This is a genomic window from Arachnia rubra, from assembly GCF_019973735.1.
In the GTDB taxonomy this organism is placed as follows: Bacteria; Actinomycetota; Actinomycetes; order Propionibacteriales; family Propionibacteriaceae; genus Arachnia; species Arachnia rubra.
The window spans coordinates 228985-252483 of the sequence record NZ_AP024463.1 but is presented as its reverse complement, the minus strand read 5'-3'; the positions used below and the strand labels follow the sequence as shown (position 1 = coordinate 252483).

The window sequence follows — 23499 nt, the reverse complement described above, 5'->3', positions numbered from 1 at the left end:
ATTCTGGGATGATGAGGGTTCCTACACACCTTGTCATCACCGAGAAATCACGAGGCCCCACGCGTGTGCTCATCATCCCTCACCATGCCTGTCTGCGGCCAGTCGCTGCTGGGCGTGTTCGCCACCATCGCTGACCCTCGGGGACGTCGTGGTCGCCGCCACGACCTGGCCGGGGTTCTTGCCATCGCTACAGCGGCGGTGTGTGCCGGTGCGAGCAGCCTGGTCGCGATCGCCGAGTGGGCCGCTGATGTTGGCCGCGATCTCCTGGCCACGTCGGGGCTGCTGCGCCCGGGGCGTCGAGTACCGTCGGAATCCACGATCCGCCGAATCCTCCAAGCCCTCGACGCCGACGAACTGTCCGCGATGGTCGGGGCGTGGCTGCTGGCCCGTGACGCCACCCGATGGAAGGGTCGCATGGTGGTGGCGGTCGACGGTAAAACCTTGCGTGGAGCGAAAACTCGTGACATGGCCGCGCCGCATCTGCTGGCCGCTGTCACCCGCGGCGGGATCGTGGCCGCACAACACCAGCTCCCCGCGAAGACCGGCGAGATCGCCGCCCTGCCGGTTCTGCTGGAATCCCTGCCACGCAGCAAGATCGTTGTCACCGCTGATGCGTTGCACACCCAGCGCTCCACTGCCTGCACCCTTACCGGGCAGGGTCATGACTACGTGCTGACGGTGAAAGGCAACCAGCCCCGCCTACGGACCGCGCTCAAGGCCTTGCCCTGGAAGAACATCCCCGCCCACCACAGCACGACCACCGGTCATGGCCGGCGCGTGAGGCGCACGATCAAGGTCTGTCAGGTCCCTGACTGGATCGACTGGCCGGGTGCCCGTCAGGTCGCACAGTTGCGCCGTACTCGCACCATCGACGGCCGCAAGACCGTGTGGGGGTGGTTTACCTGATCACCTCCCTCGATGCCCGCCAGACCAGCCCCGCTGACCTCGCTGACCTCATCCAGAGTCATTGGGGTATCGAGAACCGGCTGCACTGGGTCAGGGATGTGACCTTCGACGAGGACCGTCACCAGCTCCACACCGGGCACGGCCCCGCCGTGATGGCCACGCTACGCAACACCGCGATCAGCCTCCATCGCCTGGCCGGAGCTGTCAGCATCGCCGCAGCCCTCAGACACCACTCTAGAGACCCTCTGCGACCACTCCAACTCATCACCCAACCCCGACAAATCCCCTAGCCAACACGAAGAATGAAAGACTTTGCCGAGGCCCTGGTTCAACCAGAGCTGCGTGGATACGTCGACACACCTGTAGGTTTGCTCAGACTCGTGGAAGAAATGCGTAATCAAAATAGTGAGTTCTTCCCGGCGTTTCTGCGTCTCGGATAAACCCTGATTCCGCCACCTTGTGGTAGCCGGAACGAGACACTCTGGCCCAGCGGCACATCAGATACACAGGATAGCTGCCTTCCTCGCGGAGGTATATAAACATATTTCGCTGCTACCGGGATTCCTGCGCGAAGAAGGCCGCCGCTTTATCTCTGAACTCGAACCCTCCGTCTTCGCTTCACCCAGCCTCGGCCTGCAAGCGCTTGATGTTCCGCCACCTGATCCGACGAGGCTTCTACCATACCTGAATCGGGATGCTGCTTCCGCCATATTCTCACCCAGTTACCCACAGTTCGCCGGCTCCAGATTGTAGGACTTCGCCACTTCCGCTATCGGCCGAGACCCCTCAAGAACCTCCGCAACGATGTGTTCTTTAAACTCTTTACTAAACTATCGAAGCCGGCATGATACAGACTTTTTGCCTCACATGTTCGAATAAACTCAGGTTTTTCACCACTGTCCACGAAACGCCGGGCACTCCACAGCATGCATAAACCATAGCACTCTATGGTTTCTATCGGTAGGCGTCGGCCCGGTGCTCGACGGCGATAATCTCGATGCGTTCGGCACTGCGATAGATGACTCGGTAGTTGCCGCGGCGCGCACTGTGAAGCCCCTCCAGCTCAAAACGAAGCGGCTTGCCAACCCGATATGGATTATCGGCGAGTGGGCCATAGACGAATTCGATGGCAGCCGTCGCCACTTTCTCCGGCAGCCTCCCGAGGGCTCGTCTAGCCGCCGGACGCCATGCGATCTCGCGCGGGGTGGTCATCGACCGAGAGCCGCCAGGATTTCCTCCTTCGACATGACCTCGCCCTCGGCAGCCAGGCTCTCCCGGATATCCGCCAGCAGCCTGGGACACCCCATGACGTCAAGGGTCTCCTCAAGAGAGGCCAGATCATCGGGACTGAGCACCACCGCCGCAGGTCGTCCATGCCGGGTGATCACCACCCGGTCATGCTGCCCCGCCACCCGGTCCACCACCTCAGAAAGACGATTCTTGACCTCCCTGAGAGGCATGGCCTGCTCCATACTCATTGGCCACAAGTGTAGCTATTCCATACCTTGGGACCCAGGTCCACGACACGTCTCCGGATGCGGTCGCCGCGACCACTCATCGCGCCGCTCGCCTCACTCACGACACCGGCCAGAGCCGTCTGATCATGTTACTTAACCCCGTAGGCCCGGGCTGTCTACAGTAATGTTGAACTGATAACTGGCTGCCCAGGAGTGAGACCAAGAGTAGGGAGGCTGGACAGTGGCGCGGACGATCATCATCGGTGTCCTGGTTGTGGTCGTCGCAGGCTACATGATCTTCGACGGCGTGCGGGACCTCTCGGGTGCCGGGTATATCGCGCCCGGTGGGGAACTTGGCCCGTGGGCGGGGCTGCTCAAGCGACTCGGCATCGACCCTCACACGCCTGGCGTGGCAATGGTGTTCGTCGGCTACGGCATCGCGCTGCTGGGCGCGTTCGCCTACTACCTCACGGGATCGTTCGCGGGCGGCATCGCGCTCATCGTGGTCGCCGCGCTCGGGCTCTGGTATCTGCCATTCGGCACCGTCGGCTGCCTGGTCGTGATCGGTCTCACTCTCTGGGATCTCATCACGAGATAGCGACAGCGGATCCCCCGCAGGTACGAGCTCCCAGCGGGTTTCCCCGCCGTGATGCTGGATAGTTATTTGAGTATCAGTTCACCCAGGCTACAAACCTCCGAGATACGACACCGGGATGAGCCACGGTGACTGCCACGCACCACACCCCGTCTATCCTGGAACGATGCCCATGCACGTCATAACCGGCGACCTCCCGCAGGAACTGGCGGATGAGATCCGCAGCGGCAGCAGCGTCGCGGTCGACACCGAGACGTCGGGGCTTGACTGGCGGCGCGACACCCTGGAGCTCTGCCAGCTTTTCACGCCGGCTACTGGCCCAGTCCTGATCCGGAGGTCGGAAGCTCGCCCACAAAACCTTGTGGACCTGCTGGAAAACAGCCAGCTGACGAAGGTCTTCCACCATGCGCCGTTCGACCTGCGTTTCCTCGAAGCGACCTGGGGCGCGCGGACATCTCCAGTGTTCTGCACAAAAACTGGTTCCAAACTGCTTGATCCCCAGCTACCATCGTCCGAGCACAGCCTGAAGTCACTGCTGGCTAGGCATTTCGAGATACAGCTAGACAAGGGGTCGGTGCGTGTCAGTGACTGGGCAACTGACGAGCTATCTCCCGAGCAACTTGAATACGCAGCAGCCGATGTCTCCAGCCTCCTGCGGTTGGCTCGCCTGGAAGCTGAACAGTTGCGGCTGCGCGGGTTGGAAACCGAGTTCGAGGCAGTGTGCGCCTACCTGCCGGTAGACGCACACCTAGAAGTAGCGGGTTTCCCCAACCCCCTCGTCTATTAGCCGACCAGCGGCACCCAGCGTCCCTCGGGGTCGAAGGCGAAATCATCAGAGACTTGCACGTCAAGGTCCAAGACGAGACGCAAATGGTACGGCGTATCCGACCGACCGATCCGACGTACTGTCGCGTGACATGTACCGCCTTCGACCAGCGCCCGCAAGCTGGAGGACAGAACCCGGGGTACCCACCCCAGGGGCACCCCCCCGGAGGTCACCAGGATCGCGTGATCATCCTCAGGATTCCCCTGCTCTGGCTCTAGGAGCACCAGGTCACCGGCACGCAACTTTTCCAACGCGGCCTCCTGCTGCTCCCGGGTGACGCGAACTTTTCGCCCAGGCAGCCGCAACACGTCCCCGGGAATGTGTCGCACACCGTTCGCCAGGAAGCACGCGATGGCCCGTCCGTCCCTCACAACGGGGACCCGCATGAACTGGAGAGTGTCCCCGACGCGGCGCCCACCGGAGTGGACGATCTGTTCCCAGGGGGTCACCTGCTCCTGCTCAGACAAGCCGAGCATCGCCAGATATTTTCCGTAGTCTGAGCGGCTAGGGGACATGACCCGCTGACTGAAAACAGCGGGAATCTGCTGGCTGTCATACCGCTGATGTAGATCAGGCAGACCGAGCAGGGGACGGAAGTCACGCTTCTCAGCGGCAGCCCGTGTGTAGACGAACGAATAGCCGTTAGCCGTGCGCGAGAACCGGCCGATCGGCACGATCTCGCGGGTGGACGGGCGCTGCCACAGCACCAACAGGTCGTCGGTATCCTGCCCAGAGGCCGCCGCCTCGACCCGGTCAAGAACTGCTGCAGATCGCATCTCTGAGCCTTCCTAGGTTGCGTTCGAGTAGTCGACTGACGAACGTAGCTGCCATCTCTGACATTTCTGGCACCTGCCCACCACGAAGCACGTCATGCAATGGAGTCAGGTCCAGCATCTCCAGCTGGCAACCCCACCATCTTATGGCCCTAGGCGCAGCCAGCTCAGCTGCCTCGACCGCATGCTCAACCAAAGACTTGGCTGGACGCACATGCTCGAACCGCTGTGCGGCACCCTTGGCAGCCCATACCGCCAAAGCAGCATCGCTATCAAGCAGCAAGCACCGCTTATCATCGGTCAGGTTATAGCCAAGGGATCCTCCATGGTCGAAGGACGGCGCAAGACGATCAGGAACATCTTTAACACGTGCCCTCAGCACAGCCCAGTTCTCCTCATGCCGGTCCTGATTTGCGACCAGCGCGTCAAGGATCATGAACCCGGCGAAGACATCAAAACCCATACAGTCGTCCGGTCCCTGAAAGCCTTCCGGTGGTTTGACGTCCTGAAGAACATGCCGGATGTTCACCAAAGTGTGCCCAGGACGCCGCACACCAGGACGTGCGGGATCACAGGCCTTTCGCTCGGCGGTGTGCCGGAAATAACCTGGCACCCCTGTAGCCTCCAGGACAGCCCCACCATCGTTGAGGTCAAAGCCGTCTGGAGTCACGGAGAGCGACAGTGAGCCACGTACACCACTGCGGACACACAAGCGTGTCTCCGCGCAGGGAACGCCCAGCAGCAGCGCGACCTGTGTCGCGATTACCTCGGCCCAGTCCTCGCCCTGTGGCAGCTTATTCCTCGGAACATGAATGCTCTTGTGTAGCCAGAAGTTCCCGGTTTCGGGGTGCACAAGCCAGGTCGGTTCATTCGTCCCAGCAGACTCGGCCTGCGCTGTCTGCCAGTCGGATACGTCTATGCGATCCCAAACGTCTTCGTTCCTCGACATTCATTTCCTCAGCGTGATGCCAGCCGTAATGCCATGGAGCATATGCGACCCGAGAGCTTCCACATCGCTATTTACAAACAGTTTCACCAGGTGGCCACTCGCCCCTCCCCGATCAGTACATCTAGCCGCCGCCATCCCGGCTTCACTGATCTTCATAAACCCGGTCCCTGATTACCATGGCCAGGTGCGGCGCATTGATGTGGTGTTGTTCGAGGGCTTCGAGCTGCTCGACGTCTTCGGTCCCGTCGAGTTGTTCAGCAGGCTTCCCCAAGAGTACGAGGTCTCACTCATAGGACCAGCGACCGGTCCCGTAGCCAGCAGTCAGGGCACCCAGGTGATCACACCGAGCGAATACGCCGAGGCATCACCCCCAGATGTGGTGATGGTGCCGGGCGGGCGGGGTACGCGCGCCTTGGTGCATGACGCGGGCTTCCTGTCCTGGCTCCGCCGCTGGGCTGGCGCGGCGAACCTGGTGACAGCGGTCTGCACAGGATCGGCTGTCCTGGCAGCAGCCGGACTACTGGACGGCTACCGCGCCACCTCGAACAAGCGAGCCTTCAGATGGGCGGCTGGACACGGCAGCAACGTCACCTGGATGCCACAGGCCCGCTGGGTGGAGGACCGGACCCGATGGACCTCATCGGGAGTGGCAGCCGGAATGGATATGGCTGCTGCACTGATCGCTCACCTGTCTGGCCCTGAGGCTGCGGCCACAGCGGCCCAGGAGATCGAGCTCGACGTACACCGCGACTCCGGATGGGACCCATTCGCCGCCGACAACGGCCTTGCCTGACTTGGTCGCGCGTCGTGGATATGGCGCGACGCACCAGGCTGATACCCAGCTCACCCGTCGTCGGGCTCTGGGCTCTCCGGCAGGTATTTGCGGATCACCAGGGCGAACAGCGCCGCTGTGACCTGCTGGAAGAGGGTGGAGATGATGACGGGGAACATCGTCGCCTCCGGGAAGAACGCTGCAGCGATCACCGCGCCGGCGTTGATGTTGCGCATCCCCGACCCATAGATCATCGCCACCGTCGTCGCCCGCTCCCGGCCAGCCATGTGCGCCGCGACCCACCCGAGCACGTAGCCGACGAGGGAGATCACGAACATGACGACAGTGATCACGATGAGGGCCGGGTCGAGTGTGCGCACGATCGGGGCGATGCGGGTGGCCGAGGCGAGGATCACCAGGACGATGCCCACCTTCACGGTGATCTGCAGCACGGGGATGATCCGGCCGCTCACCTTCCCCCGCGTCGCCTCGTTGAAACCGACGGCCAGCAGCGCGGGAATCAGGATCATCATGACCATGCTGCGCATCAACTCGGTGGAGTCGACGGTGACGTGCGCCCCCATTAGGACATCGACGCCAAGTGGGATGAGCAGGGGCGCCAGCACCGCGTCCACGAAGACAGCGACGAGCCCGAGGGTCAGGTCGCCTGCGCAGATCGCTATCCACGCGAAGCCCGCGCTCGCCGTCGGCACCAGGAACTCCAGGACGATGCCCGCCGCGATATCCGGTTTCCCGGGAAAGCCGACGTGGGCCACCGCCCAGGCCAGGGCGGGCATCACGATGTGGAGGATGCCCAGGATCAGGAATAGCGGCAGCGGGTGCCGCAGCGTGTCCATGATGCTCTTGGCGCGCAGCGTCGCGGACCCGGCGAAGACGATGACGAAGAAGACCGCCGGGATGGCGGGCAGCAGCCCACTGATACCGCCGGGAAACATCACTCCGATGAGGATCGCGGACGGGACGACGAAGGGCATGAAGGCCGACAACCGGCGGTTGAGCTGCTTAGATGTCATAGTTCCCGCTCATCTTTGCATGCCAGGCACACCGACGGACAGCGACAAAACGCCGTGGCCGTCATACTTTTGCCAGCCGTACGGTGACTCAGCCCGTCGCACAGACAGTCGGCGATGGGGCCTTGACCTCCAGGCAGCCCAGCAACCACAGCTCCAGCGACGGTGCGGTCGGGCCGAGTCCGGGGTTATGCTGCCTGTGCATCAAGCTGTAATCAGGACCTCTGGGCCAGCCCCGTTCCAGTTCACCGGTCCGGTTGTCGCCAGACTGGTTGTGTTTCTCTAGGAAACAATATGCTCATTTGCAGTTCCGAGGGTCTGGGGACTGTTCTGGAGCGGCAACACAGCAACTCTCAGGCCCAGAAGTCGGCTGGCCACAGGTCCACCTCGCATCCCTCAAAGCATCAACCAACCCCTGAGGAATCGACACAACATCACCAGAACCATAAAAGGCGAATTCCCACATTCCATCGTGCCGCCACAATAACCAGATCTGAACAGGAGTATTCGATTCAAACTCCCGATTCGACAAATAAGAATACCCAACAGCCGACACGCCACCAATGTTCAGATCAGAAATCACCCTCACATCACTAATCGTGTCAAACTTGGCAGCATCCTTAACCGAACGATCACGAAACTTAGCAATACCATCCCGCGCAGGATCATCAGCACCCAACAACAAATCATCCGCCGACATAGAAGGCCGATGATATTGAACATTCACCCGCAAGCCAGCAGACCCATCCGACCCCTCCGGAACCAGCTGATAAATAAGAGCCGAATGAACCTCCGCCTGCGGCAACATCACCCACCCTACAGGAGGATCAACAATAAAAACATCCGCATAATCCTGATCAGCAATCGACCGCCAGCCCGACTCGCTTTGCCGGCTGCCAGGAACTGAGGCGCAGCCAGCCTGCACAATCAAAAGCACGAGAGAAAGCAGCAAGAAAAACCAACCCTTCTGCTTACATGAGGAGCCGTCAATAATCATAAGTCCACAGCCTTTAGAAAAGCCCATTACCTCACTTCACCTTAGGTTCTTCCCAGGCCCCGGAGTACGAATTGACTCTTTCCTGGGCTTCTCGCCGCTCATCGGCGGCATCATTAAGCTGACCACCTACATACGGAAGAGTCTTTTGATTAGCGCCGTAAGTCTCACTATTGATCTTATCCAGGCTGGTAATATATCCTTCAAAACCACTCCTCTGCTCTGGAGTCATTTGAGAATAATCAATAATCTTGCCATTTTTGAGAAAATTTTGACTACTATCAATTCTATCACAGAATTCGACAGGCGAGTTCTCCCCTTCAAGAGGGAAATATCCACTCCTCGAGAGCGCCTCATAAGTCGCGGTTCGCATATACCGTTCAGCGAGCGTATGCCCTTCCACAAGATTGGCGTTGAAACCCTCATTGTTGTTGGTAGACAGGAAGTGATCTGGAGTGGAGTGCTGTGGGTTTTGTGGACACTGCTGAAAAATGGGATTCTCAGGCTGCTTTCTGGTGTTGACATCTATTCTTGGTGGACGTGGTTGGGGGTTTGGTACCCTAGCGTCGAGTGGAGTCGTTTTGTGATTGCAGCAGTTGCTCGATCCAGGCTGCAACATCCCCGGCTGCGTGTTTTCGTGTCGGGGTAGAATTTTCCGGTTCACTATCTCCTTCTTGCAGGAGGGAGATTTATTCATGGGTAGCTGAGGGGTGGTGAACCCCCTCGTCAGAGCCTGGTTGCCCGTAGCTGTGAATAAACTTCAGGGTGTTGAATGATTCTGCTGCGGCATTGTCGTAACACAACACCAGTTCCACCCGATCGAGGCGCGGATACCATATGTGTTCATGACGTCCGCGCAATTCAGCCGAGATGCAAGTGTGAACCACGCACCGGAATGAAAGACAGTCTCACCCACGATAGGGGGTTGATTCCTGACCGCCATGTGTAAAGCCTCGTCAACAAGCCGGGTGCGCATATTCCCGGCGATCGCATAACCGATGATCTTCATCTCGGGTAGCAATCCATCACGGTCGCTAGATAAGCGAACCCTTCCCAGGTGGGGATGAAGACTGACCTCGCCCACCTCGTTTCTACCCCTGGTTTGTTGGCGGCGACAGTCCTGCTTGACCAGATCCGGGCGGTGGTGAAGGCCCCTGAGCTGGGATAGTTGGTGCAGGCCCGCTTTGCGGGACCGGGTAGGCCAACTAGGCCAGCCCGGTGCATGAGCTGACGCACCAGATCGGAGCTTGCGTGGACCCCCCGCTCAACCAGAGCAGCGTGGATACGTCGACACACCTGTAGGTTTGCTCAGACTCATGGAAGAAGACCTGTAATCACACTAGTGACTTCCCCCCTGGTGTTTCTGCGTCTCCGATACACCCTGGCTCCGCCACCTCGTGGTAGCCAGAACGAGACACTCTGGCCCAGCGGCACATCAGATACACCAGATAGCTGCCTTCCTCGCGGAGGTATATAAACACATTCTTCGCTGCTACCCGGAGTCTCCTGCACGCATGAAGGCCGCCGCTTTATCTCTGAACTCGAACCCTCCGTCTTCGCTTCACCCAGCCTCGGCCTGCAAGCGCTTGTTCTCCGCCACCTGATCCGACGAGGCTTCTACCATACCTGGGTCGGGATGCTGCTTCCGCCATATTCTCACCCAGTTACCCACAGTTCGCCGGCTCCAGATTGTAGGACTTCGCCACTTCCGCTATCGGCCGAGACCCCTCAAGAACCTCCGCGATGATTTGTTCTTTAAACTCTTTACTAAATTTCGAAGCCGGCATAGTGAGGTTTATTCATGGGTAGCTGAGGGGCGGTGAAATCCCTCGTCAGAGCCTGGTTGCCCGTAGCTGTGAATAAGCTTCAGTACAGATTTTACCTCACATGTTCGAATAAACTCAGGTTTTTCACCACTGTCCACGAAACGCCGGGCACTCCACGGGCGGTTCCATGGTGGTCTGTGCTACGACCTTTCCAAAACTCTCTCCTCCGTCTTGAAAACCAAAGTAGTCATCACCAGGAACGTTTCCCTGACGCCAGCCGGTCAGGTAGCGAGTCATGTTGAGAGGGCCGTCGTCCCTGCCATTTTTCTGGTCGATATCGGAGTCGTCGATCACCCCATCACGATTGACATCAACCTCGAAGGGGGTGGCGCCGGATAGGAAGTCCTGGATGGCTTTGGTCCGTTTAAGGTCAGCGGAAACCAGCGTCTGGTCGCCAGTCATGGAGGCTTAGTCAGAATGTGTTTCTGTAGAATTCGAGTGCGGCTACTGTGGTGATTGTTTCTGGGAATGTTGTGAAGGGTCTGCGGTAGTCGGTGTGGAGAATTCTCCAGGTTTTGAGGTTGGCGATGACTCGTTCGATCATGTAGCGTATCGCGTTTACTGAGGCTTATTCATAGGGGTGTTTTGGCTTTCCCCAGCTAACACTTTACCCGAGGGGGATGTGAGGGCGGCTTGCCCGATCTGAGATAATTCAAAATGCAGAAAGAAAACCCTCAGATGAAAGACAAGCCGCCGCCGTGAATACTACCACAAGCCTTGACCGTGACCAGATCCTCAACCTGTGCGAACTGATCCACACATCCCGTTCCGGAAACCTTCCCCCGGCAGGGTCCCGTGTCCTGGGCTTGTTCCGCTGTATCCAGGTCACTGTGTTGATATTGCGGCACAATCTCACCCAGGAGTTGCTGGCCGACATCCACACAGTCTCCCAAGCCACCATCTCACGAGTGGTGGCGGTCTACACTCCCCTGATCGCCGAAGCCCTCCAGAACTCAGGGCCTCGGCAAAGTCGTGGTGTCTGGGGTGTGGCTAGGTGTGATGGGGGCGTGGGGCCTGTGGATTCTGGGATGATGAGGGTTCCTACACACCTTGTCATCACCGAGAAATCACGAGGCCCCACGCGTGTGCTCATCATCCCTCACCGTGCCTGTCTGCGGCCAGTGGCTGCTGGGTGTGTTCGCCACCATCGCTGACCCTCGGGGACGTCGTGGTCGCCGCCACGACCTGGCCGGGGTTCTTGCCATCGCTACAGCGGCGGTGTGTGCCGGTGCGAGCAGCCTGGTCGCGATCGCCGAGTGGGCCGCTGATGTTGGCCGCGATCTCCTGGCCACGTCGGGGCTGCTGCGCCCGGGGCGTGGCTGCTGGCCCGTGACGCCACCCGATGGAAGGGTCGCATGGTGGTGGCGGTCGACGGTAAAACCTTGCGTGGAGCGAAAACTCGTGACATGGCCGCGCCGCATCTGCTGGCCGCTGTCACCCGCGGCGGGATCGTGGCCGCACAACACCAGCTCCCCGCGAAGACCGGCGAGATCGCCGCCCTGCCGGTTCTGCTGGAATCCCTGCCACGCAGCAAGATCGTTGTCACCGCTGATGCGTTGCACACCCAGCGCTCCACTGCCTGCACCCTTACCGGGCAGGGTCATGACTACGTGCTGACGGTGAAAGGCAACCAGCCCCGCCTACGGACCGCGCTCAAGGCCTTGCCCTGGAAGAACATCCCCGCCCACCACAGCACGACCACCGGTCATGGCCGGCGCGTGAGGCGCACGATCAAGGTCTGTCAGGTCCCTGACTGGATCGACTGGCCGGGTGCCCGTCAGGTCGCACAGTTGCGCCGTACTCGCACCATCGACGGCCGCAAGACCGTGGAGGTGGTTTACCTGATCACCTCCCTCGATGCCCGCCAGACCAGCCCGCTGACCTCGCTGACCTCATCCAGAGTCATTGGGGTATCGAGAACCGGCTGCACTGGGTCAGGGATGTGACCTTCGACGAGGACCGTCACCAGCTCCACACCGGGCACGGCCCCGCCGTGATGGCCACGCTACGCAACACCGCGATCAGCCTCCATCGCCTGGCCGGAGCTGTCAGCATCGCCGCAGCCCTCAGACACCACTCTAGAGACCCTCTGCGACCACTCCAACTCATCACCCAACCCCGACAAATCCCCTAGCCAACACGAAGAATGAAAGACTTTGCCGAGGCCCTGCTCCAGAACTGGGTGCCCAGTGTGGGGGACCTCGACCCGGACCGTCAGTACATCATCGACGGTACTCTGGTGTCCTGCTGGTCGTGGCACGACCGTCCCGAGCTGTACTCAGGCAAGCACCACACGACGGGGGTGAACCTGCAAGTGGCCTGCACCCTGGCCGGACAGCTCGCCTGGATCTCCCCGCCCCTGCCGGGTAGTGTGCATGATGCAAAGGCCATCAAGGAATCCGGCTTCCTCGCAGCCCTCGACAGTCAAAGTCATATTGGAGACAAAGGCTACATCGGATTGGGGATGATCACCCCCGCGAAGAAACCCGCCCATGGTGAACTCACCGACAGCGACAAAAGAAACAACACGACCATCAACCGCGTCCGCTACCTCATCGAACGTGTCATCGCGAACGTCAAAACCTGGCGTGTTCTACACACCGATTACCGCCGCCCCTACAACACCTTCGAAACCACAATACAAGCCGTCACAGGACTCATCTTCGCCTACAGTCTATGAATAAGCCTCACTGACTTGTTGAACCTTTTTTCTTCTTCTGTGTGTTGTTGTTTCGGTTGGGTTCGGATGGGGGTGATCATGCCGAGTCCGATGTATCCTTTGTCGCCGATGAGTTGCCCGGTGGTGATGTGGTCGAGTAGGCCGGTTTCTTTGAGTGCGTGTGCGTCATGGGTGCGGCCGGGCATCGGGTCGGAGATGAAGGCGAGCCGTCCTGTCAGGTCGCATGCAACCTGGACGTTGACGCCGGTGGTTTTGTGTTTGCCGGAGTACAGTTCTGGCATGGTGCGCCATGACCAGGTCGGCAGTAGGGTGCCATCGACGATGAGTGGTTCGCTGACATCGAGGTCGTCGACCGTGGGGGTGCAGTCCTGCAGGGCCTGTCCCAGGATGGGCATCCAGGATGCGATGGTTCGAGAGATCGTTTTCTGGGAGACGTGGAACTGGTCGGCAATCGATGCTTGTGTGCGGTTGGATCGCAGATAGATCAAGGCCACAACAACACACTTGTACAGTCCTAGTGTGGGTTTCCGTCCTGCTCGGGAGGCTGGTGCCTCGCGGAGGTCATGGATGCGTGCGACAAGGTCGGTGATCTGTTCGCTGCTAAGACCTGTGCTAGAGTACATGGGAAGGCTCAACTTTCGATTGACTGTGTTGGTACTATCAATTATTCAGGAAGTTGAGCCTTCCTCGCGCATACCGACACGCACAACACGTCAATTAACTATTGCAGCCACCGATTCTGACTAAGCCTCATGGGGTCGAGGGAGTCAGGACGGTCCATCAGCAGGTACATGGAGTGAAGCGGGTCACGGAGCGAGGCACCATCAGCACTCTGGCCTGGCGCACCAAGAATCAGGCCCATCCTGTACCCGTTCTGTCGCCGGTATTCAGCCGTTTCGTGATCCCAAGCCACAACGTCCTGAGCCACCGATCGCCCAGATGAGGTGTCAAAGTAGGCAGGCCCAAGAGCCAGGTTGGGGTTACGTGTGGCGGCGGAGCCCATGAGCTGGCTGATGACGTCGTATCCGGCGATCTGTCCCTGCCCTAAATTGAGACCCAGTTCATGAGCATCGTACGTAGTACGCCCTGCGGCTTTGAGCTCTTCCATCCGCTGCGCTTGAAGTGCATCGAGCGTACGTCCGTCATCGGTGAGCAGACCAGAACTTACGATATCGAAATTCTTCTGAGTCTCTCCGCCGTTGCAGTTGATATTCATACCACCCGTAGACAGCACCAATGCCGTCCCGATACCGTCCATCACACGTTGAGCAAGGCTTCCCCCATCAATCCCGGAAAAGTCATTGACACGCAGAGAGAATTCAACCATCTCTTCAGGCGTCAAATTCTGCATCAATGCATTAGCGTAGACTGAGGCTTATTCATGGGGTTTGTTGACACGCGTTAGAAGACGTAAGGGACGGCTTGCTCTTTTGAGATAATTGGGTGTGAAAACAAATCATCACAAGAACAAGCCGTCCGTAGGGAATGCTAGCACAAAACTCGACACCAGTGAAGTCCTCGACTTGTGCGCAGGCATCCACACCCACACCAAAGGCCAGCTACCTGCTGCAGGCTCACGAACCCTCGGGCTCTTCACCAGTATCCGCCTCATACTTTTAGCGTTGCGCCATAACCTCACACAAGAACTCCTCGCGGAGATCTTTGAGATTTCTCAACCCACGGTCAGTAGGATTATCAACGCCTACGTCCCACTGATCGCCGAGAATCTTCAAGCCCAGATCCCTACCGTGGAGGACCTTGACCCGACCCAGCAGTTGATCATTGACGGTACTCTCCTGCCCTGCTGGTCCTGGCGGCGGCATCCAGAGCTGTACTCAGGTAAACACCACACCACCGGAGTCACCATCCAGGTGGCCTGCACCCTGACAGGAAGGCTTGCCTGGGTCTCGCACCCCTTCCCAGACAAGCACCCTATGACCTCACAGCACTAAAAGACTCCCGACTCCTCGACATGATTAATCAGACCATCCATATTGGTGATAAAGGCTATACCGGTGCCGGGATGATTACCCCGGTCAAGAAACCAGCCGGTCATGAATTATACGACAGTGAAAAGGAGTTCAACAAGAAAATCAACACTATCCGCTACCTCATAGAACGAAGTATCGCGCAATTGAAAACCTGGCGCATCCTTCACACCGACTACCGCCGCCCCTACGCAACCTTCACTACCACCATCAACGCCGTCCTCGGAATCATATTCACCTACACCCCATGAATAAGCCTCAATGGATTACTGAGATAATCCCCGTATTTCTCATTAAATGATCGCAGCTCCTCTTCGGTAAGTTCTTTGTCGCGCATCGCATTTGCCATGTCTGGGGCTATCTCTTGGGCATGTTCCCATTCGGCTTGCCCATCGAGCAGGGGTATGTCGTTGAAGAGGGTGGTTCCGACACTGTTACGTGTCCCCTGCTTGGAGGGTTCCACAACAGAGTCCTGAATGCTCTTGAGAGAGTTGGCCGCATCCTGAGCATGTTGGTCCAACCCCTCCATGGCTTGCCGATACGCGGCTAGGATTGATTCTTGCGCGGAGTGCAGATTCTCCGCGAGTCGGTCCCGTTCCGCGATAATCTCTACTTCAGGCGGTTCCATACCCTGCTGACGGATGGTAGTGATCTGCTCCTGCAGAGCAGCGATACCATTTTTATAATCCCGGTCGGCTTGGTCGTAGCGGTCCCATAGATCAGGGACAATCACCGTGATCATCGCACCAACGGCGGCGCTCCAGTCGTTCAGCACCCCCACAGCGGAGGCAAAGACTCCGGGAAGCTGCCGGGTATGCGATCCAAGCTTCTGAATGGAGCTGGTGTAGGCATCCGCGGCTTCGCAGATCCAACCCGGCACCCCGTCAACCGGATTCTGAGCAACCTGGGTATGCGAGATCGATTTAGCAACCATCTCATAGTCCGAAGCCAATCCATCGACCTGCTCCCGGACATCCGGAGGCAGGGGCATCACACTTTCACCTGACATGGTTCAGCCTTCCATTCTCGCGGCCAACGCACGAAAATTAGAAACATTCTGTCTCTCAGTCTTATCATAATTTGAGATCGCTTCCTCTTGACCAGACCCCAGCAGAGCACAGGCATCTGAGTACTCCGACACCACCCAGCCCATCATTTTATTGAAATTCCCTAAACCTAGAATCAGGGAAACAACACCGCTGTTGTCACCCACCGGTAGATTCTCAGCCACCTTAAATGTCATCAGAGATGATATGAAAGAACTTATTCGCGCGAATTCATTCGCATCTACCCAGTCCTTCTTCGCGCTCACACCGACAGCCTCACGACTGAACTCAATATCACCCATCTGTCATCACTCCCCGTCGAGTACCCGGCTGCCATCACTCTACCGTGCCCGTGACCTCCTGAGGGAGAAATCCAAATCAGAATCCCGCCCTCGAACGGGAACTCCTCGTGGTCGTCGCGGTTGCCGTCCTGGGTGAAGTCAGCGAAGAACCACGACCGGGTCCTGAAAGCCCTCGACAGGCTGGAGCAGACCGCCGAGGGGGCGGGAATCGATCAAGGTCCGCTGGCGGCACTTTAAGAACCAGTTGGGAACGCGAGGGTCATCGGGAAGGATGGGTGCATGGAATTCTCCCGTACCTCGACCGCCCGCGTCGCCACCGACCGTCCAGCCCGCTACGGCAAGCAGCTGGCCAGCCACATGAGCCGCAAGATCACCACGACCTGGGACGACGCCTCCGGCTCAGGTTCCCTGACCTTCAACCGCGATGGCCAGACCACCGGCGCGGCTGAGCTCACCAGCGAGCCCGGTTTCCTGATCCTGACGCTGCACTCCAACGACGATCACCTGGAGCGCCTAGAGGACGTCATCGGCAGGCACCTGGTGCGTTTCGGCTCCAAGGACGAGCTGACCGTCAGCTGGGTTCGCGACGACGGCCAGCCCGGCAGCACCCAGCGCCCCTCCGACGAGGACTGAGAGATCGCGCCAGGGGACGGCGCCTAGCACGCGCCCAGGTGCCGTCCCTGCCCGTGGGCGTCGTGAATAGCAAGTGCGCCACCGAGGCCTTGCCATGACAGCACCTGGCCGCCATTCGCCTCACCACTTCCCGTGGGTTCTCTCAATTCCGGTGGGCCGCATCCTCAGATGCGGCCCACCGGCTCACGACTCCGCTCCTCGAGCCCACCCACCAACCGCAACACAACCCAGGGAAATCCGCGACTCCATGACCGGAGCGCTGAACGGCTGGCCCGGAATGCCGGGCAGCTCCTCGTTTGAGCACGGGAAAGCCAGCCCTGGCAGCCCTCATTCAGCGGCCGCTTGAAAGACACCCTCCGCCGTCATGGCCTGGCGACTCAAGGACTCTATGGGCCGAGCATCACCGTCCTTTTGGCTGGACAGTTGGCTGGGACACCATGAATCCCTGTTTGACAGATGTAAAACAGGCGCTATTGTTATACATGTGTCAAACAGTCGTGGCAGTCGTATGGAGCCCGCAGATCGCCAAGAGCAGATCGTGCGCGTTGCTGCGACCCACCTGAGCCGCGATGGAGCAGCAGGGGTCTCCATGAGCTCCATCGCGAAGGATGCAGGGGTGACCCGGGCCCTCATCTACCGGTACTTCCCAGGCAAGCAGGCACTCCTCGACGCCGTGCTGCGGCACGAGTCAGAACGCCTCCTGGCCGCAACCGAACCGGATCCGAAGCTGAGCGCTCGCGACAATCTTCACCGCTCGCTCAACGCCTACCTCGACTTCTTCAGCGCCAGCAGCGGCGGAGTGCGAGAGCTGTACACCGCTTCCGCCAACCCCGTCGCCCGGGAGTTGGTCGAGGCCAACCACGAGCTCCAGGCGACGCGCATCCTGCAGGTCCTGGAGCTCGACGACACCCCCCGTCACCGACTGGCAGCCGGCGGCTGGCTGGCGCTCGTGGAGTTCACCGGCCGCCGCGTCGTCGAGGGAGCCCCCCGAGACGACGCGGTCGACCTGTGCATCACCGCCCTGGTTGCCCTGCTCGGACAGGACCTGGCCTGAACCACACAGCAGCAGGCCCTCCCTTACCTTTCTCGATTAGATAGGAATCATCATGAAGATCGTCGTTCTGGGTGCCGCCGGCAATGTCGGCTCACGCTTCGCACGGCAGGCAGTCGCCGCCGGCCACGAGGTCGTCGCGTACGTGCGGCGTCCCGAAGCTGCCCCGGCGGGCACTGAGGTCGTCGTCGGCAGCGCCGAAGACGTCGAGACGCTGGCCTCGGCAGCGCAGGGCGCGGACGTGCTGGTGGTCTCCATCACGGGCTCCATCCGCGATACCTCCTTCATGCAGAGGCTGCAGCCCGGCATCATCGAGGCCGCCCGCCGGGCGCAGGTGAAGCGCGTCGTGCTGGTGTCGGTGTTCGGCGCGGGCGAGACCCGGGCGAAGGCCTCTGGCTTCGCACGTCTCATCTACAACACCGCGCTGCGCGGCTTCCTCGCCGACAAAGCCGCGGCCGATGCGCTGCTGATGGAGTCGGGACTCAACTGGACCATCGTCTACCCCGTCAACCTCAAGGACGCCCCGGCGCTGCCGTCGCAGACGGTGAAAGCACTAGACGAGGTGAGCCGGGTGCCCGGCATGCCGACGCTGCCGATGGACAACGCCGCCACGGGACTGCTGGAGGTCGCGACCGACCCGGCCACCACCGGGAAGCGCCTGCTGATCACCACGCCCACCGGCCGGCGTTGACGGCCAAGTCGGTAACCCAGCGCTCCTTCGACGAGACCCACAACACCTAGCGCCTCCGGCGGGCCGTTCTATCGCCGCCGGACAGCGCACCATCCAGCCAGTTCTGGGATGCCTCGTGGTGACGTGAATCCTGATTGACCGCATAGAGCAGGACGTTTGCGTCGACGATCTTCACAATCCAGCCCGCCGGGCCAGCTCCTGGTCTTCAAGCTCACCCGCCAGCTGCAGGGCATGGTCCAGGGAGATCTGCGGCCGTCCCATGACCCGGGACACCGTGTATTTCCTCGGTTGAGCGTGGGAACCAGCCCGCACGGCGTCGTTCAGCGCCTGTTTGAAAGACACACCTTTTGCCTTCATAGTCTGGCGGATCAAGGACTCCACATCCGGGTCAAGTGTCACCGTCGTTCTCATGTTGACAGCATGACATCAGAAATTGTGATGCCACGGCATCATAGCCGGGTTGGCTTCTCACTGCGTGAGCGCGTGCTTGAAGTCCTGGAGCAGGTTCTGGGAGAACAGGACGAAGCGGATGAGCCAGTCGTCGTCCTCGCCGGTGCCGGCGTGCTCGCGGGCTGATGCCACCGCAATGCGGGCAACCTCGCGGGAGTCCCAGCCGTAGACCCCGGCGGAGATCGCGGGCAGCGCCACACTGGAACAGCCCAGCTCCCGGGCGAGACCGAGACTGGAGTCGAAGGCAGACCGCAGCAGGGCCGGGTCAGTCTGGCCCGCGTTCCGGTTGGGACCCACCGTGTGGATGACCCAGGCCGCAGGCAGGTTGAAACCGGGGGTGGCGACCGCCTGCCCCACCGGCAGGCCACCAGGCAGGGTCGTGCCCCGCAGCTCCCGGCAGGCTGCCAGCAGTCCCGGACCCGCGGCACGGTGAATAGCGCCATCCACCCCACCCCCACCCAGCAGGGATGAATTCGCCGCATTGACGACGGCATCGACCTCCTGCACGGTGATATCCCCAAGGACCGCCTCGATAGTCATCTCGTCCTCCCGTGAACGCCCGGCTACCTACACCGCCAGGCTATCCCGGCAACGGGCTGATCATGCCTGAAGCCGCGGCAACAGCGACACGACCCCAGCCAAGCCAGCCGGGACGACACCTAGTGTCGTATGGTGGGAGTTCGAGTGGGAGGCGGCCCCAGGGCGGATGATGCGCCAAGGCAACCGAGCGAAGCGCTACTGGGCGTATCGTGATTAAGGTGAACAAAGCGAGATGTCGCATCCGGAGGAAGAAAAACCGCCGAACCAAAGGGACATTCACGAGGAGCTTTCGGTTCACCAAAACCCTTGTCAGCGAGGGCTTACCTATAGTCGTGAATAACCTCGAAGAAGGCCAGTTAATAAATTTCTAGGTTTGCGTCTATTTGCCAGCGATATCACGTCACTCCACGGTAGATACTCGCGGACAATTCGGCATCGTTTCCGGTACTCCTTTTCCTGACTGGCCGCGTCTGCTGCCTGCTGAATACGGTCCGGATCATTTCCTAGGGCTTCATTGATCCACAACAGCGAACCCGCGTTAAGCAACCGATTGTAGGCCCGTTTGGCAGACAGATTGGGAATCATCCGGCTGTACGCGCCCTCTCCAGTTGTCGCTTGCCCCCGAAACCAGCTCACCATGCGTTGCCGCCGGGAAGTATACCAGGGCCCGGGTGGGGGATAACTGCCGTCATATCCATGATAGGCATCCGAGATCGGCAGGTTCTCAGGCAACCGAGCCAGTAACCTAGCGAAATCTCGCACATCCATGTCATCAGGTTCTGAACGTAACCGGGAACGCGCTCGCTTCATGCCCGGATGATATCACCGACAAGGATAAATAACATGGCTGAGTCGCCTTTGGCTAGGAGGACGAGCGGGGGTTTAAGCGCGCAATTACCGATGGTAATCATGAGATGCGGGTGCTAAGCAGTGAGATGGAGCTGGTCGCGTCCCAGTTCGGCAAGAACAACAAATCCGCCTCGACACTCATGGCAGAAGTCAGGTGTTGGCGAAGGAAATTGATAATCAGCGGCAGAAGGTGGAGACGCCGCGTTCCGCACTTGACAATGCTACTGCTTTGTTTGGTGAGAGTAATTCACGGACGAAGAGCGGCAGCCTCAAAGCCGAAACCACGTTGGTGTCCAGAATGTATCTCACAGCTCGACGTCCCGGCCCAGCGCCCCCAGCCGCCCGGGTTCGAATTCGATACCTTCCGATTCCGGCATGGCCAGCAGGTCGGCCTGTGAAACCGGTTCCAGGCGCAGTGCCTGGTCGAGAATCACCCGGACCTCGGCCTCGCGAGAACGCCCGTTCCGCCGAGCCAGGACGTCGAGTCTCGCTTTGGTACCAGCCGGGAGTCCTCGAATCAGCAATTGCTCCACATCAACCTCCCCAGAGGATCTCAGAATAATGAGATCGCTGTGGCCCCTCACCTGCCTGGGCAATCCGCCTGCCGGGCCGACATTCATCCGACTTGTAGGTTGGAGGCATGTCCCTTCCCGAGGAGCTGACCGCCGGACTCGACGTCACCCAGGTCACGCCGGTGCACGGCGGCGACATCGCACGCGCCTATCGTCTCGACACCAGTGACGGCCCGGTGTTCCTGAAGACACACCCCTCCCCCACGCACCTGCTGTTCGAGCGGGAGGCGCGAGGACTACGGGCGTTACGGGAGGCCGCACCGACCGGGTTGCGGGTCCCTGAAGTATTGGCCTCATCACCCAGCGGGCTGGTGCTGGAGTGGATCGACGAGGGCCGCCGCAGCTCCGGCACCGAGGCGGCGCTGGGCGCGGGCCTGGCCGCGCTGCACCATCAGCCTCAGCCGCACTTCGGTGGGCTCGACGGCGACGAGTCGGGCTATCTGGGGTCCGTCGAGGTGGATCTGACGCCCACGTCGTCGTGGCCGGAGTTCTATCTGGAACGACGCATCCGACCCCTGGCCAGGCGGGCCGTCGACGAGAGTCAACTGCCGGCGGAGGCGCTGCGGCTGGTCGACTCCCTAGCCCCGAGGGCCAGCGAGCTGTGCGGACCGGACGAGCCGCCGTCGCTGGTGCACGGCGACCTGTGGGCCGGGAACCGCCTGGTCAGCCAGGACGGCGCGAACTGGCTCATCGACCCGGCCGCGCACTACGCGCATCGCGAGTTCGACCTGGCAATGATGGCGCTGTTCGGCGGTTTCGGACGAGAGGCGTTCACCAGCTACGACGACGCCTACCCGCTGGCCGGCGGCTGGCAGGAGCGAATCCCCTGGTATCAGCTGACGCCGCTGCTGGTGCATGCCATCCTGTTCGGCGGCGGCTACGGCGCGTCGGTGATGTCTGTGCTGCGCAACCTCGCCTGACGCCATCCCCCCGGTGCGCCGCCCGCCCAAGTGGTGCGCGGCGTCGCTGAGCCTGTGATGCGATAGGGATAGAGCCATGGGAAATCACAGTCGTCGCGCAGTCCTGCTCAGCACCGGCGCCGCGGTCCTCGCCGCCAGCAGCCGGGTCTCACAGGCAGCTCCCCCGCCGGAGCTCAGGTCGCAGGTCCCTGGTCTCGGCGAGCTTCCGGCAGACTCTCCCGGCAATGCCACGGATCCCTTCCGTCCCGCCTACCATTACAGCCCCGCCAAGGGGAATCTCGCCGACCCCAACGGCCTGATCTATTTCGACGGCGAATACCACCTATTCCATCAGCAGGACGGCACCTGGGCGCACGCCGTCAGCTCGGACATGGTGCACTGGAAGCCTCTTGGCACGGCCCTGCAGCACGATGCACTGGGCCTGGCGATGTCCGGCAGCTGCGTTGACGACGGCGCCAACACCTCCGGGCTGGTGCCCGGAGGTGGGATGGTCGCGATCTACACCTCGACCACCGGCGGGGAGGCGCAGTCCCTCGCTTACAGCACGGACCGCGGCCGCTCCTGGAGGCGCTACGACGGCAACCCCGTCATCCCCAATGACGGCCGCAAGGACTTCCGCGACCCCAAGGTCTTCTGGCATGAGCCGACGAAGTCGTGGGTGATGGTCGTCTCCGTGAATGACCACGTCTCGATCTTCCGCTCCCCCAACCTCAGGCAGTGGAGTCACGCCAGCGACTTCGGCCAGGACGCTGGGTCGCATGCCGCGGTCTGGGAGTGCCCCGACCTGTTCCCCCTCACCGACGCCTCCGACGGGAAGACCCGCTGGGTGCTGACCCTCTCGATCGGCGACAACGAGGAGACCCACGGCTCCACCGCCCAGTACTTCATCGGGGACTTCGACGGCACCACGTTCTTCCCCGAGGACGACCGGATCCGCTTCACCGACGCCGGGCAGGACTTCTACGCCGCCCAGACCTTCGAGAAGGTGGACGGCCGCCGCATCTGGCTGGGGTGGCTGGGCAACTGGCGCTACCCCTACTCCATGCCCACCGGCGACTGGCACAACGAGATGAGCATTCCGCGCGAGTTGTCGCTGACCACCCGGGACGGGGCGCGGATCCTGCGACAGGAACCCATCAAAGAACTGGTCGGGCTGCGCAGGCAGGCGGTGGAGATCACCGGTGCCAGCGCCACGGACAACGTAGTCTCGTTCGGGACGGAACGGGTCACCGAGATCGACCTCGTCCTGGACGTCTCCCACGCCAGCGACGCCTGGCTGAGCCTGGCCCGCGGTGAGGTCGGCGGAAAGCTCCAAGAGGTCCGGGTGGGAATCGATGTCGCCAAGGGCGTGTTCTACCTGGACCGCACGAACGGCGGACTGCAGACCGTCCCCGGCCGCGACGGCGGCGAGGCGCAGTTCGCCCTGCGCCGCGAGGTGGCCTACCGTCCCGCCGACGGCAGAGTCCGCCTGCACGTCTACCTGGACCGCTCCAGCGTGGAGGTGTTCGTCGACGACGGCGCCCCGGCGGGGTCCTTCCTGGTCTTCAACGACCCATCCGCCCAGGGCCTGGCCCTCGGCGCGACCGGGACCGCGACCATCGCCTCCGGCCACCTGACCCCGCTGGGACCGGCATTCTGACCAGCCTGG

Annotated in this window: 32 protein-coding genes and 2 pseudogenes; 16 read left to right on the top strand and 18 right to left on the bottom strand. The window is 60.8% G+C overall.

Translation table 11 applies throughout. The annotated features are described in order from the left end of the window. Positions 1-84 precede the first annotated feature (84 nt). Together SK1NUM_RS01035 and SK1NUM_RS15110 are read left to right on the top strand one after the other, a co-directional pair. On the top strand, positions 85-906 hold the full coding sequence (locus tag SK1NUM_RS01035; protein ID WP_244980176.1) for an ISAs1 family transposase: 822 nt from the start codon (positions 85-87) through the stop codon (positions 904-906). Beyond that, positions 894-1196 carry a transposase gene (locus SK1NUM_RS15110; protein ID WP_244980175.1) on the top strand — a complete coding sequence of 101 codons (303 nt, stop codon included), beginning with the start codon at positions 894-896 and terminating at the stop codon, positions 1194-1196. Before SK1NUM_RS01035 ends, SK1NUM_RS15110 begins: the two co-directional genes overlap by 13 nt. A gap of 432 nt (positions 1197-1628) precedes the next feature. On the opposite strand, the pseudogene SK1NUM_RS15355 reads toward SK1NUM_RS15110, so the two are convergent. The 3 genes and pseudogenes from SK1NUM_RS15355 to SK1NUM_RS01020 all read right to left on the bottom strand — a co-directional run. Beyond that, positions 1629-1724: pseudogene (locus SK1NUM_RS15355) on the bottom strand (hypothetical protein); the annotation flags it as partial. A gap of 136 nt (positions 1725-1860) precedes the next feature. Beyond that, positions 1861-2118 (bottom strand): type II toxin-antitoxin system RelE family toxin, encoded by a 258-nt coding sequence (locus SK1NUM_RS01025; protein WP_212324214.1) that lies wholly within the window; start codon positions 2116-2118, stop codon positions 1861-1863. Further along, the gene (locus tag SK1NUM_RS01020; protein WP_212324212.1) at positions 2115-2384 is read right to left on the bottom strand and encodes a type II toxin-antitoxin system Phd/YefM family antitoxin; all 270 of its coding nucleotides are present in this window, start codon (positions 2382-2384) and stop codon (positions 2115-2117) included. The genes SK1NUM_RS01025 and SK1NUM_RS01020 overlap by 4 nt, the downstream gene beginning before the upstream one ends. 220 nt (positions 2385-2604) lie before the next feature. Between SK1NUM_RS01020 and SK1NUM_RS01015 the strand changes: the two genes are divergently transcribed. Next, positions 2605-2961, top strand: a complete 357-nt coding sequence (locus tag SK1NUM_RS01015) for a hypothetical protein (RefSeq protein WP_212324210.1) — start codon at positions 2605-2607, stop codon at positions 2959-2961. A gap of 163 nt (positions 2962-3124) precedes the next feature. Next, positions 3125-3745: a ribonuclease D gene (locus tag SK1NUM_RS01010; RefSeq protein ID WP_212324208.1), complete on the top strand. Its 621-nt coding sequence runs from the start codon at positions 3125-3127 to the stop codon at positions 3743-3745. On the opposite strand, the gene SK1NUM_RS01005 is transcribed toward SK1NUM_RS01010, so the two are convergent. Together SK1NUM_RS01005 and SK1NUM_RS01000 are read right to left on the bottom strand one after the other, a co-directional pair. Beyond that, positions 3742-4560, bottom strand: coding sequence for an HIRAN domain-containing protein (locus SK1NUM_RS01005; protein WP_212324206.1), 819 nt, complete (start codon positions 4558-4560; stop codon positions 3742-3744). The two genes, SK1NUM_RS01010 and SK1NUM_RS01005, sit on opposite strands and share 4 nt — an antisense overlap. Continuing rightward, positions 4538-5506, bottom strand: a complete 969-nt coding sequence (locus SK1NUM_RS01000) for a hypothetical protein (protein ID WP_212324204.1) — start codon at positions 5504-5506, stop codon at positions 4538-4540. Before SK1NUM_RS01000 ends, SK1NUM_RS01005 begins: the two co-directional genes overlap by 23 nt. Positions 5507-5690: 184 nt before the next feature. On the opposite strand from SK1NUM_RS01000, the gene SK1NUM_RS00995 reads away from it, so the two are divergent. Further along, a complete protein-coding gene (locus tag SK1NUM_RS00995; protein ID WP_223927699.1) occupies positions 5691-6299 on the top strand; it encodes a DJ-1/PfpI family protein in 609 nt (202 codons plus the stop codon). Positions 6300-6349: 50 nt separating this feature from the next. Here the strand turns inward: SK1NUM_RS00995 and SK1NUM_RS00990 are convergent, their stop codons facing one another. The 6 genes from SK1NUM_RS00990 to SK1NUM_RS15105 form a co-directional block, all read right to left on the bottom strand. Then, complete coding sequence (locus SK1NUM_RS00990; protein ID WP_212324196.1) at positions 6350-7312, bottom strand: bile acid:sodium symporter family protein; 963 nt, start codon at positions 7310-7312, stop codon at positions 6350-6352. A 295-nt stretch (positions 7313-7607) separates the two neighbouring features. Continuing rightward, positions 7608-8306, bottom strand: a complete 699-nt coding sequence (locus SK1NUM_RS00985; protein WP_212324194.1) for a hypothetical protein — start codon at positions 8304-8306, stop codon at positions 7608-7610. Between the two features lie 31 nt (positions 8307-8337). Further along, positions 8338-8676, bottom strand: coding sequence for a hypothetical protein (locus tag SK1NUM_RS00980; protein ID WP_212324193.1), 339 nt, complete (start codon positions 8674-8676; stop codon positions 8338-8340). Positions 8677-9967: 1291 nt separating this feature from the next. Then, positions 9968-10090 carry a transposase gene (locus SK1NUM_RS15350; protein WP_212324190.1) on the bottom strand — a complete coding sequence of 41 codons (123 nt, stop codon included), beginning with the start codon at positions 10088-10090 and terminating at the stop codon, positions 9968-9970. 123 nt (positions 10091-10213) lie between these two features. Continuing rightward, positions 10214-10531, bottom strand: a complete 318-nt coding sequence (locus SK1NUM_RS00970; protein WP_212324181.1) for a hypothetical protein — start codon at positions 10529-10531, stop codon at positions 10214-10216. A 10-nt stretch (positions 10532-10541) separates the two neighbouring features. After that, positions 10542-10673, bottom strand: coding sequence for a hypothetical protein (locus tag SK1NUM_RS15105; protein WP_263407058.1), 132 nt, complete (start codon positions 10671-10673; stop codon positions 10542-10544). 154 nt (positions 10674-10827) lie between these two features. Between SK1NUM_RS15105 and SK1NUM_RS00965 the strand changes: the two genes are divergently transcribed. The 4 genes and pseudogenes from SK1NUM_RS00965 (at position 10828) to SK1NUM_RS00950 (ending at position 12809) form a co-directional block, all read left to right on the top strand. Further along, the gene (locus SK1NUM_RS00965; RefSeq protein WP_212324179.1) at positions 10828-11283 is read left to right on the top strand and encodes a helix-turn-helix domain-containing protein; all 456 of its coding nucleotides are present in this window, start codon (positions 10828-10830) and stop codon (positions 11281-11283) included. Next, positions 11213-11356 (top strand): annotated as a pseudogene (locus SK1NUM_RS15345) (hypothetical protein); the annotation flags it as partial. The gene SK1NUM_RS00965 and the pseudogene SK1NUM_RS15345, both read left to right, overlap by 71 nt. 128 nt (positions 11357-11484) lie before the next feature. Next, positions 11485-12075 (top strand): ISAs1 family transposase, encoded by a 591-nt coding sequence (locus SK1NUM_RS00955; RefSeq protein ID WP_212324177.1) that lies wholly within the window; start codon positions 11485-11487, stop codon positions 12073-12075. Between the two features lie 200 nt (positions 12076-12275). Further along, positions 12276-12809 carry a transposase family protein gene (locus SK1NUM_RS00950; RefSeq protein WP_223927697.1) on the top strand — a complete coding sequence of 178 codons (534 nt, stop codon included), beginning with the start codon at positions 12276-12278 and terminating at the stop codon, positions 12807-12809. Here SK1NUM_RS00950 and SK1NUM_RS00945 read toward each other — a convergent pair. Next, complete coding sequence (locus tag SK1NUM_RS00945; RefSeq protein ID WP_212324175.1) at positions 12797-13432, bottom strand: transposase family protein; 636 nt, start codon at positions 13430-13432, stop codon at positions 12797-12799. The genes SK1NUM_RS00950 and SK1NUM_RS00945 overlap by 13 nt on opposite strands. Positions 13433-13530: 98 nt before the next feature. After that, the gene (locus SK1NUM_RS00940) at positions 13531-14163 is read right to left on the bottom strand and encodes a hypothetical protein (RefSeq protein ID WP_212324168.1); all 633 of its coding nucleotides are present in this window, start codon (positions 14161-14163) and stop codon (positions 13531-13533) included. A 268-nt stretch (positions 14164-14431) separates the two neighbouring features. Here SK1NUM_RS00940 and SK1NUM_RS00935 point away from each other — a divergent pair, with 268 nt between their 5' ends. Together SK1NUM_RS00935 and SK1NUM_RS00930 are read left to right on the top strand one after the other, a co-directional pair. Continuing rightward, on the top strand, positions 14432-14761 hold the full coding sequence (locus tag SK1NUM_RS00935; RefSeq protein ID WP_244980174.1) for a transposase: 330 nt from the start codon (positions 14432-14434) through the stop codon (positions 14759-14761). Positions 14762-14781: 20 nt separating this feature from the next. Next, positions 14782-15048, top strand: coding sequence for a transposase family protein (locus tag SK1NUM_RS00930; protein ID WP_244980173.1), 267 nt, complete (start codon positions 14782-14784; stop codon positions 15046-15048). Here the strand turns inward: SK1NUM_RS00930 and SK1NUM_RS00925 are convergent. Together SK1NUM_RS00925 and SK1NUM_RS00920 are read right to left on the bottom strand one after the other, a co-directional pair. Beyond that, on the bottom strand, positions 15036-15806 hold the full coding sequence (locus tag SK1NUM_RS00925) for a hypothetical protein (protein ID WP_212324166.1): 771 nt from the start codon (positions 15804-15806) through the stop codon (positions 15036-15038). The genes SK1NUM_RS00930 and SK1NUM_RS00925 overlap by 13 nt on opposite strands. A 3-nt stretch (positions 15807-15809) precedes the next feature. Then, entirely contained in the window at positions 15810-16145 is a 336-nt protein-coding gene (locus tag SK1NUM_RS00920; protein ID WP_212324164.1) for a hypothetical protein, read from the bottom strand. Between the two features lie 279 nt (positions 16146-16424). On the opposite strand from SK1NUM_RS00920, the gene SK1NUM_RS00915 reads away from it, so the two are divergent. From SK1NUM_RS00915 to SK1NUM_RS00905, 3 genes are all read left to right on the top strand, one after another. Continuing rightward, positions 16425-16778, top strand: coding sequence for a DUF2218 domain-containing protein (locus SK1NUM_RS00915; protein WP_212324162.1), 354 nt, complete (start codon positions 16425-16427; stop codon positions 16776-16778). Between the two features lie 538 nt (positions 16779-17316). Further along, entirely contained in the window at positions 17317-17832 is a 516-nt protein-coding gene (locus tag SK1NUM_RS00910) for a TetR/AcrR family transcriptional regulator (protein WP_212324160.1), read from the top strand. Positions 17833-17884: 52 nt separating this feature from the next. Next, positions 17885-18520: an NAD(P)-dependent oxidoreductase gene (locus tag SK1NUM_RS00905; protein WP_212324158.1), complete on the top strand. Its 636-nt coding sequence runs from the start codon at positions 17885-17887 to the stop codon at positions 18518-18520. 171 nt (positions 18521-18691) lie between these two features. Here the strand turns inward: SK1NUM_RS00905 and SK1NUM_RS00900 are convergent, their stop codons facing one another. The 3 genes from SK1NUM_RS00900 to SK1NUM_RS00890 all read right to left on the bottom strand — a co-directional run bounded on the left by SK1NUM_RS00900 (position 18692) and on the right by SK1NUM_RS00890 (position 20892). After that, complete coding sequence (locus tag SK1NUM_RS00900; protein ID WP_212324156.1) at positions 18692-18931, bottom strand: hypothetical protein; 240 nt, start codon at positions 18929-18931, stop codon at positions 18692-18694. Between the two features lie 57 nt (positions 18932-18988). Beyond that, positions 18989-19510 carry an O-acetyl-ADP-ribose deacetylase gene (locus SK1NUM_RS00895; RefSeq protein ID WP_212324154.1) on the bottom strand — a complete coding sequence of 174 codons (522 nt, stop codon included), beginning with the start codon at positions 19508-19510 and terminating at the stop codon, positions 18989-18991. 1154 nt (positions 19511-20664) lie between these two features. After that, positions 20665-20892 (bottom strand): FitA-like ribbon-helix-helix domain-containing protein, encoded by a 228-nt coding sequence (locus tag SK1NUM_RS00890; RefSeq protein WP_212324152.1) that lies wholly within the window; start codon positions 20890-20892, stop codon positions 20665-20667. Between the two features lie 107 nt (positions 20893-20999). On the opposite strand from SK1NUM_RS00890, the gene SK1NUM_RS00885 reads away from it, so the two are divergent. Continuing rightward, positions 21000-21851, top strand: a complete 852-nt coding sequence (locus SK1NUM_RS00885; protein WP_212324151.1) for a fructosamine kinase family protein — start codon at positions 21000-21002, stop codon at positions 21849-21851. Positions 21852-21927: 76 nt separating this feature from the next. Next, positions 21928-23490, top strand: coding sequence for a glycoside hydrolase family 32 protein (locus SK1NUM_RS00880; RefSeq protein WP_212324149.1), 1563 nt, complete (start codon positions 21928-21930; stop codon positions 23488-23490). Positions 23491-23499: the final 9 nt, after the last annotated feature.

What these genes read in the sequence shown, in the direction of transcription:
- SK1NUM_RS00985 (WP_212324194.1), bottom strand. Translation starts at nt 8,306, where the DNA reads ATGATTATTGACGGCTCCTCATGTAAGCAGAAGGGTTGGTTTTTCTTG.
- SK1NUM_RS00905 (WP_212324158.1), top strand. Translation starts at nt 17,885, where the DNA reads ATGAAGATCGTCGTTCTGGGTGCCGCCGGCAATGTCGGCTCACGCTTC.
- SK1NUM_RS00930 (WP_244980173.1), top strand. Translation starts at nt 14,782, where the DNA reads ATGATTAATCAGACCATCCATATTGGTGATAAAGGCTATACCGGTGCC.
- SK1NUM_RS15105 (WP_263407058.1), bottom strand. Translation starts at nt 10,673, where the DNA reads ATGATCGAACGAGTCATCGCCAACCTCAAAACCTGGAGAATTCTCCAC.
- SK1NUM_RS00895 (WP_212324154.1), bottom strand. Translation starts at nt 19,510, where the DNA reads ATGACTATCGAGGCGGTCCTTGGGGATATCACCGTGCAGGAGGTCGAT.
- SK1NUM_RS00945 (WP_212324175.1), bottom strand. Translation starts at nt 13,432, where the DNA reads ATGTACTCTAGCACAGGTCTTAGCAGCGAACAGATCACCGACCTTGTC.
- SK1NUM_RS00920 (WP_212324164.1), bottom strand. Translation starts at nt 16,145, where the DNA reads ATGGGTGATATTGAGTTCAGTCGTGAGGCTGTCGGTGTGAGCGCGAAG.
- SK1NUM_RS01020 (WP_212324212.1), bottom strand. Translation starts at nt 2,384, where the DNA reads ATGAGTATGGAGCAGGCCATGCCTCTCAGGGAGGTCAAGAATCGTCTT.
- SK1NUM_RS01000 (WP_212324204.1), bottom strand. Translation starts at nt 5,506, where the DNA reads ATGTCGAGGAACGAAGACGTTTGGGATCGCATAGACGTATCCGACTGG.
- SK1NUM_RS15350 (WP_212324190.1), bottom strand. Translation starts at nt 10,090, where the DNA reads ATGCCGGCTTCGAAATTTAGTAAAGAGTTTAAAGAACAAATCATCGCG.
- SK1NUM_RS00880 (WP_212324149.1), top strand. Translation starts at nt 21,928, where the DNA reads ATGGGAAATCACAGTCGTCGCGCAGTCCTGCTCAGCACCGGCGCCGCG.
- SK1NUM_RS00950 (WP_223927697.1), top strand. Translation starts at nt 12,276, where the DNA reads ATGAAAGACTTTGCCGAGGCCCTGCTCCAGAACTGGGTGCCCAGTGTG.
- SK1NUM_RS01035 (WP_244980176.1), top strand. Translation starts at nt 85, where the DNA reads ATGCCTGTCTGCGGCCAGTCGCTGCTGGGCGTGTTCGCCACCATCGCT.
- SK1NUM_RS00885 (WP_212324151.1), top strand. Translation starts at nt 21,000, where the DNA reads ATGTCCCTTCCCGAGGAGCTGACCGCCGGACTCGACGTCACCCAGGTC.
- SK1NUM_RS00925 (WP_212324166.1), bottom strand. Translation starts at nt 15,806, where the DNA reads ATGTCAGGTGAAAGTGTGATGCCCCTGCCTCCGGATGTCCGGGAGCAG.
- SK1NUM_RS00915 (WP_212324162.1), top strand. Translation starts at nt 16,425, where the DNA reads ATGGAATTCTCCCGTACCTCGACCGCCCGCGTCGCCACCGACCGTCCA.
- SK1NUM_RS00900 (WP_212324156.1), bottom strand. Translation starts at nt 18,931, where the DNA reads ATGAGAACGACGGTGACACTTGACCCGGATGTGGAGTCCTTGATCCGC.
- SK1NUM_RS00970 (WP_212324181.1), bottom strand. Translation starts at nt 10,531, where the DNA reads ATGACTGGCGACCAGACGCTGGTTTCCGCTGACCTTAAACGGACCAAA.
- SK1NUM_RS01025 (WP_212324214.1), bottom strand. Translation starts at nt 2,118, where the DNA reads ATGACCACCCCGCGCGAGATCGCATGGCGTCCGGCGGCTAGACGAGCC.
- SK1NUM_RS01010 (WP_212324208.1), top strand. Translation starts at nt 3,125, where the DNA reads ATGCCCATGCACGTCATAACCGGCGACCTCCCGCAGGAACTGGCGGAT.
- SK1NUM_RS00990 (WP_212324196.1), bottom strand. Translation starts at nt 7,312, where the DNA reads ATGACATCTAAGCAGCTCAACCGCCGGTTGTCGGCCTTCATGCCCTTC.
- SK1NUM_RS00955 (WP_212324177.1), top strand. Translation starts at nt 11,485, where the DNA reads ATGGTGGTGGCGGTCGACGGTAAAACCTTGCGTGGAGCGAAAACTCGT.
- SK1NUM_RS00980 (WP_212324193.1), bottom strand. Translation starts at nt 8,676, where the DNA reads ATGCGAACCGCGACTTATGAGGCGCTCTCGAGGAGTGGATATTTCCCT.
- SK1NUM_RS01005 (WP_212324206.1), bottom strand. Translation starts at nt 4,560, where the DNA reads ATGCGATCTGCAGCAGTTCTTGACCGGGTCGAGGCGGCGGCCTCTGGG.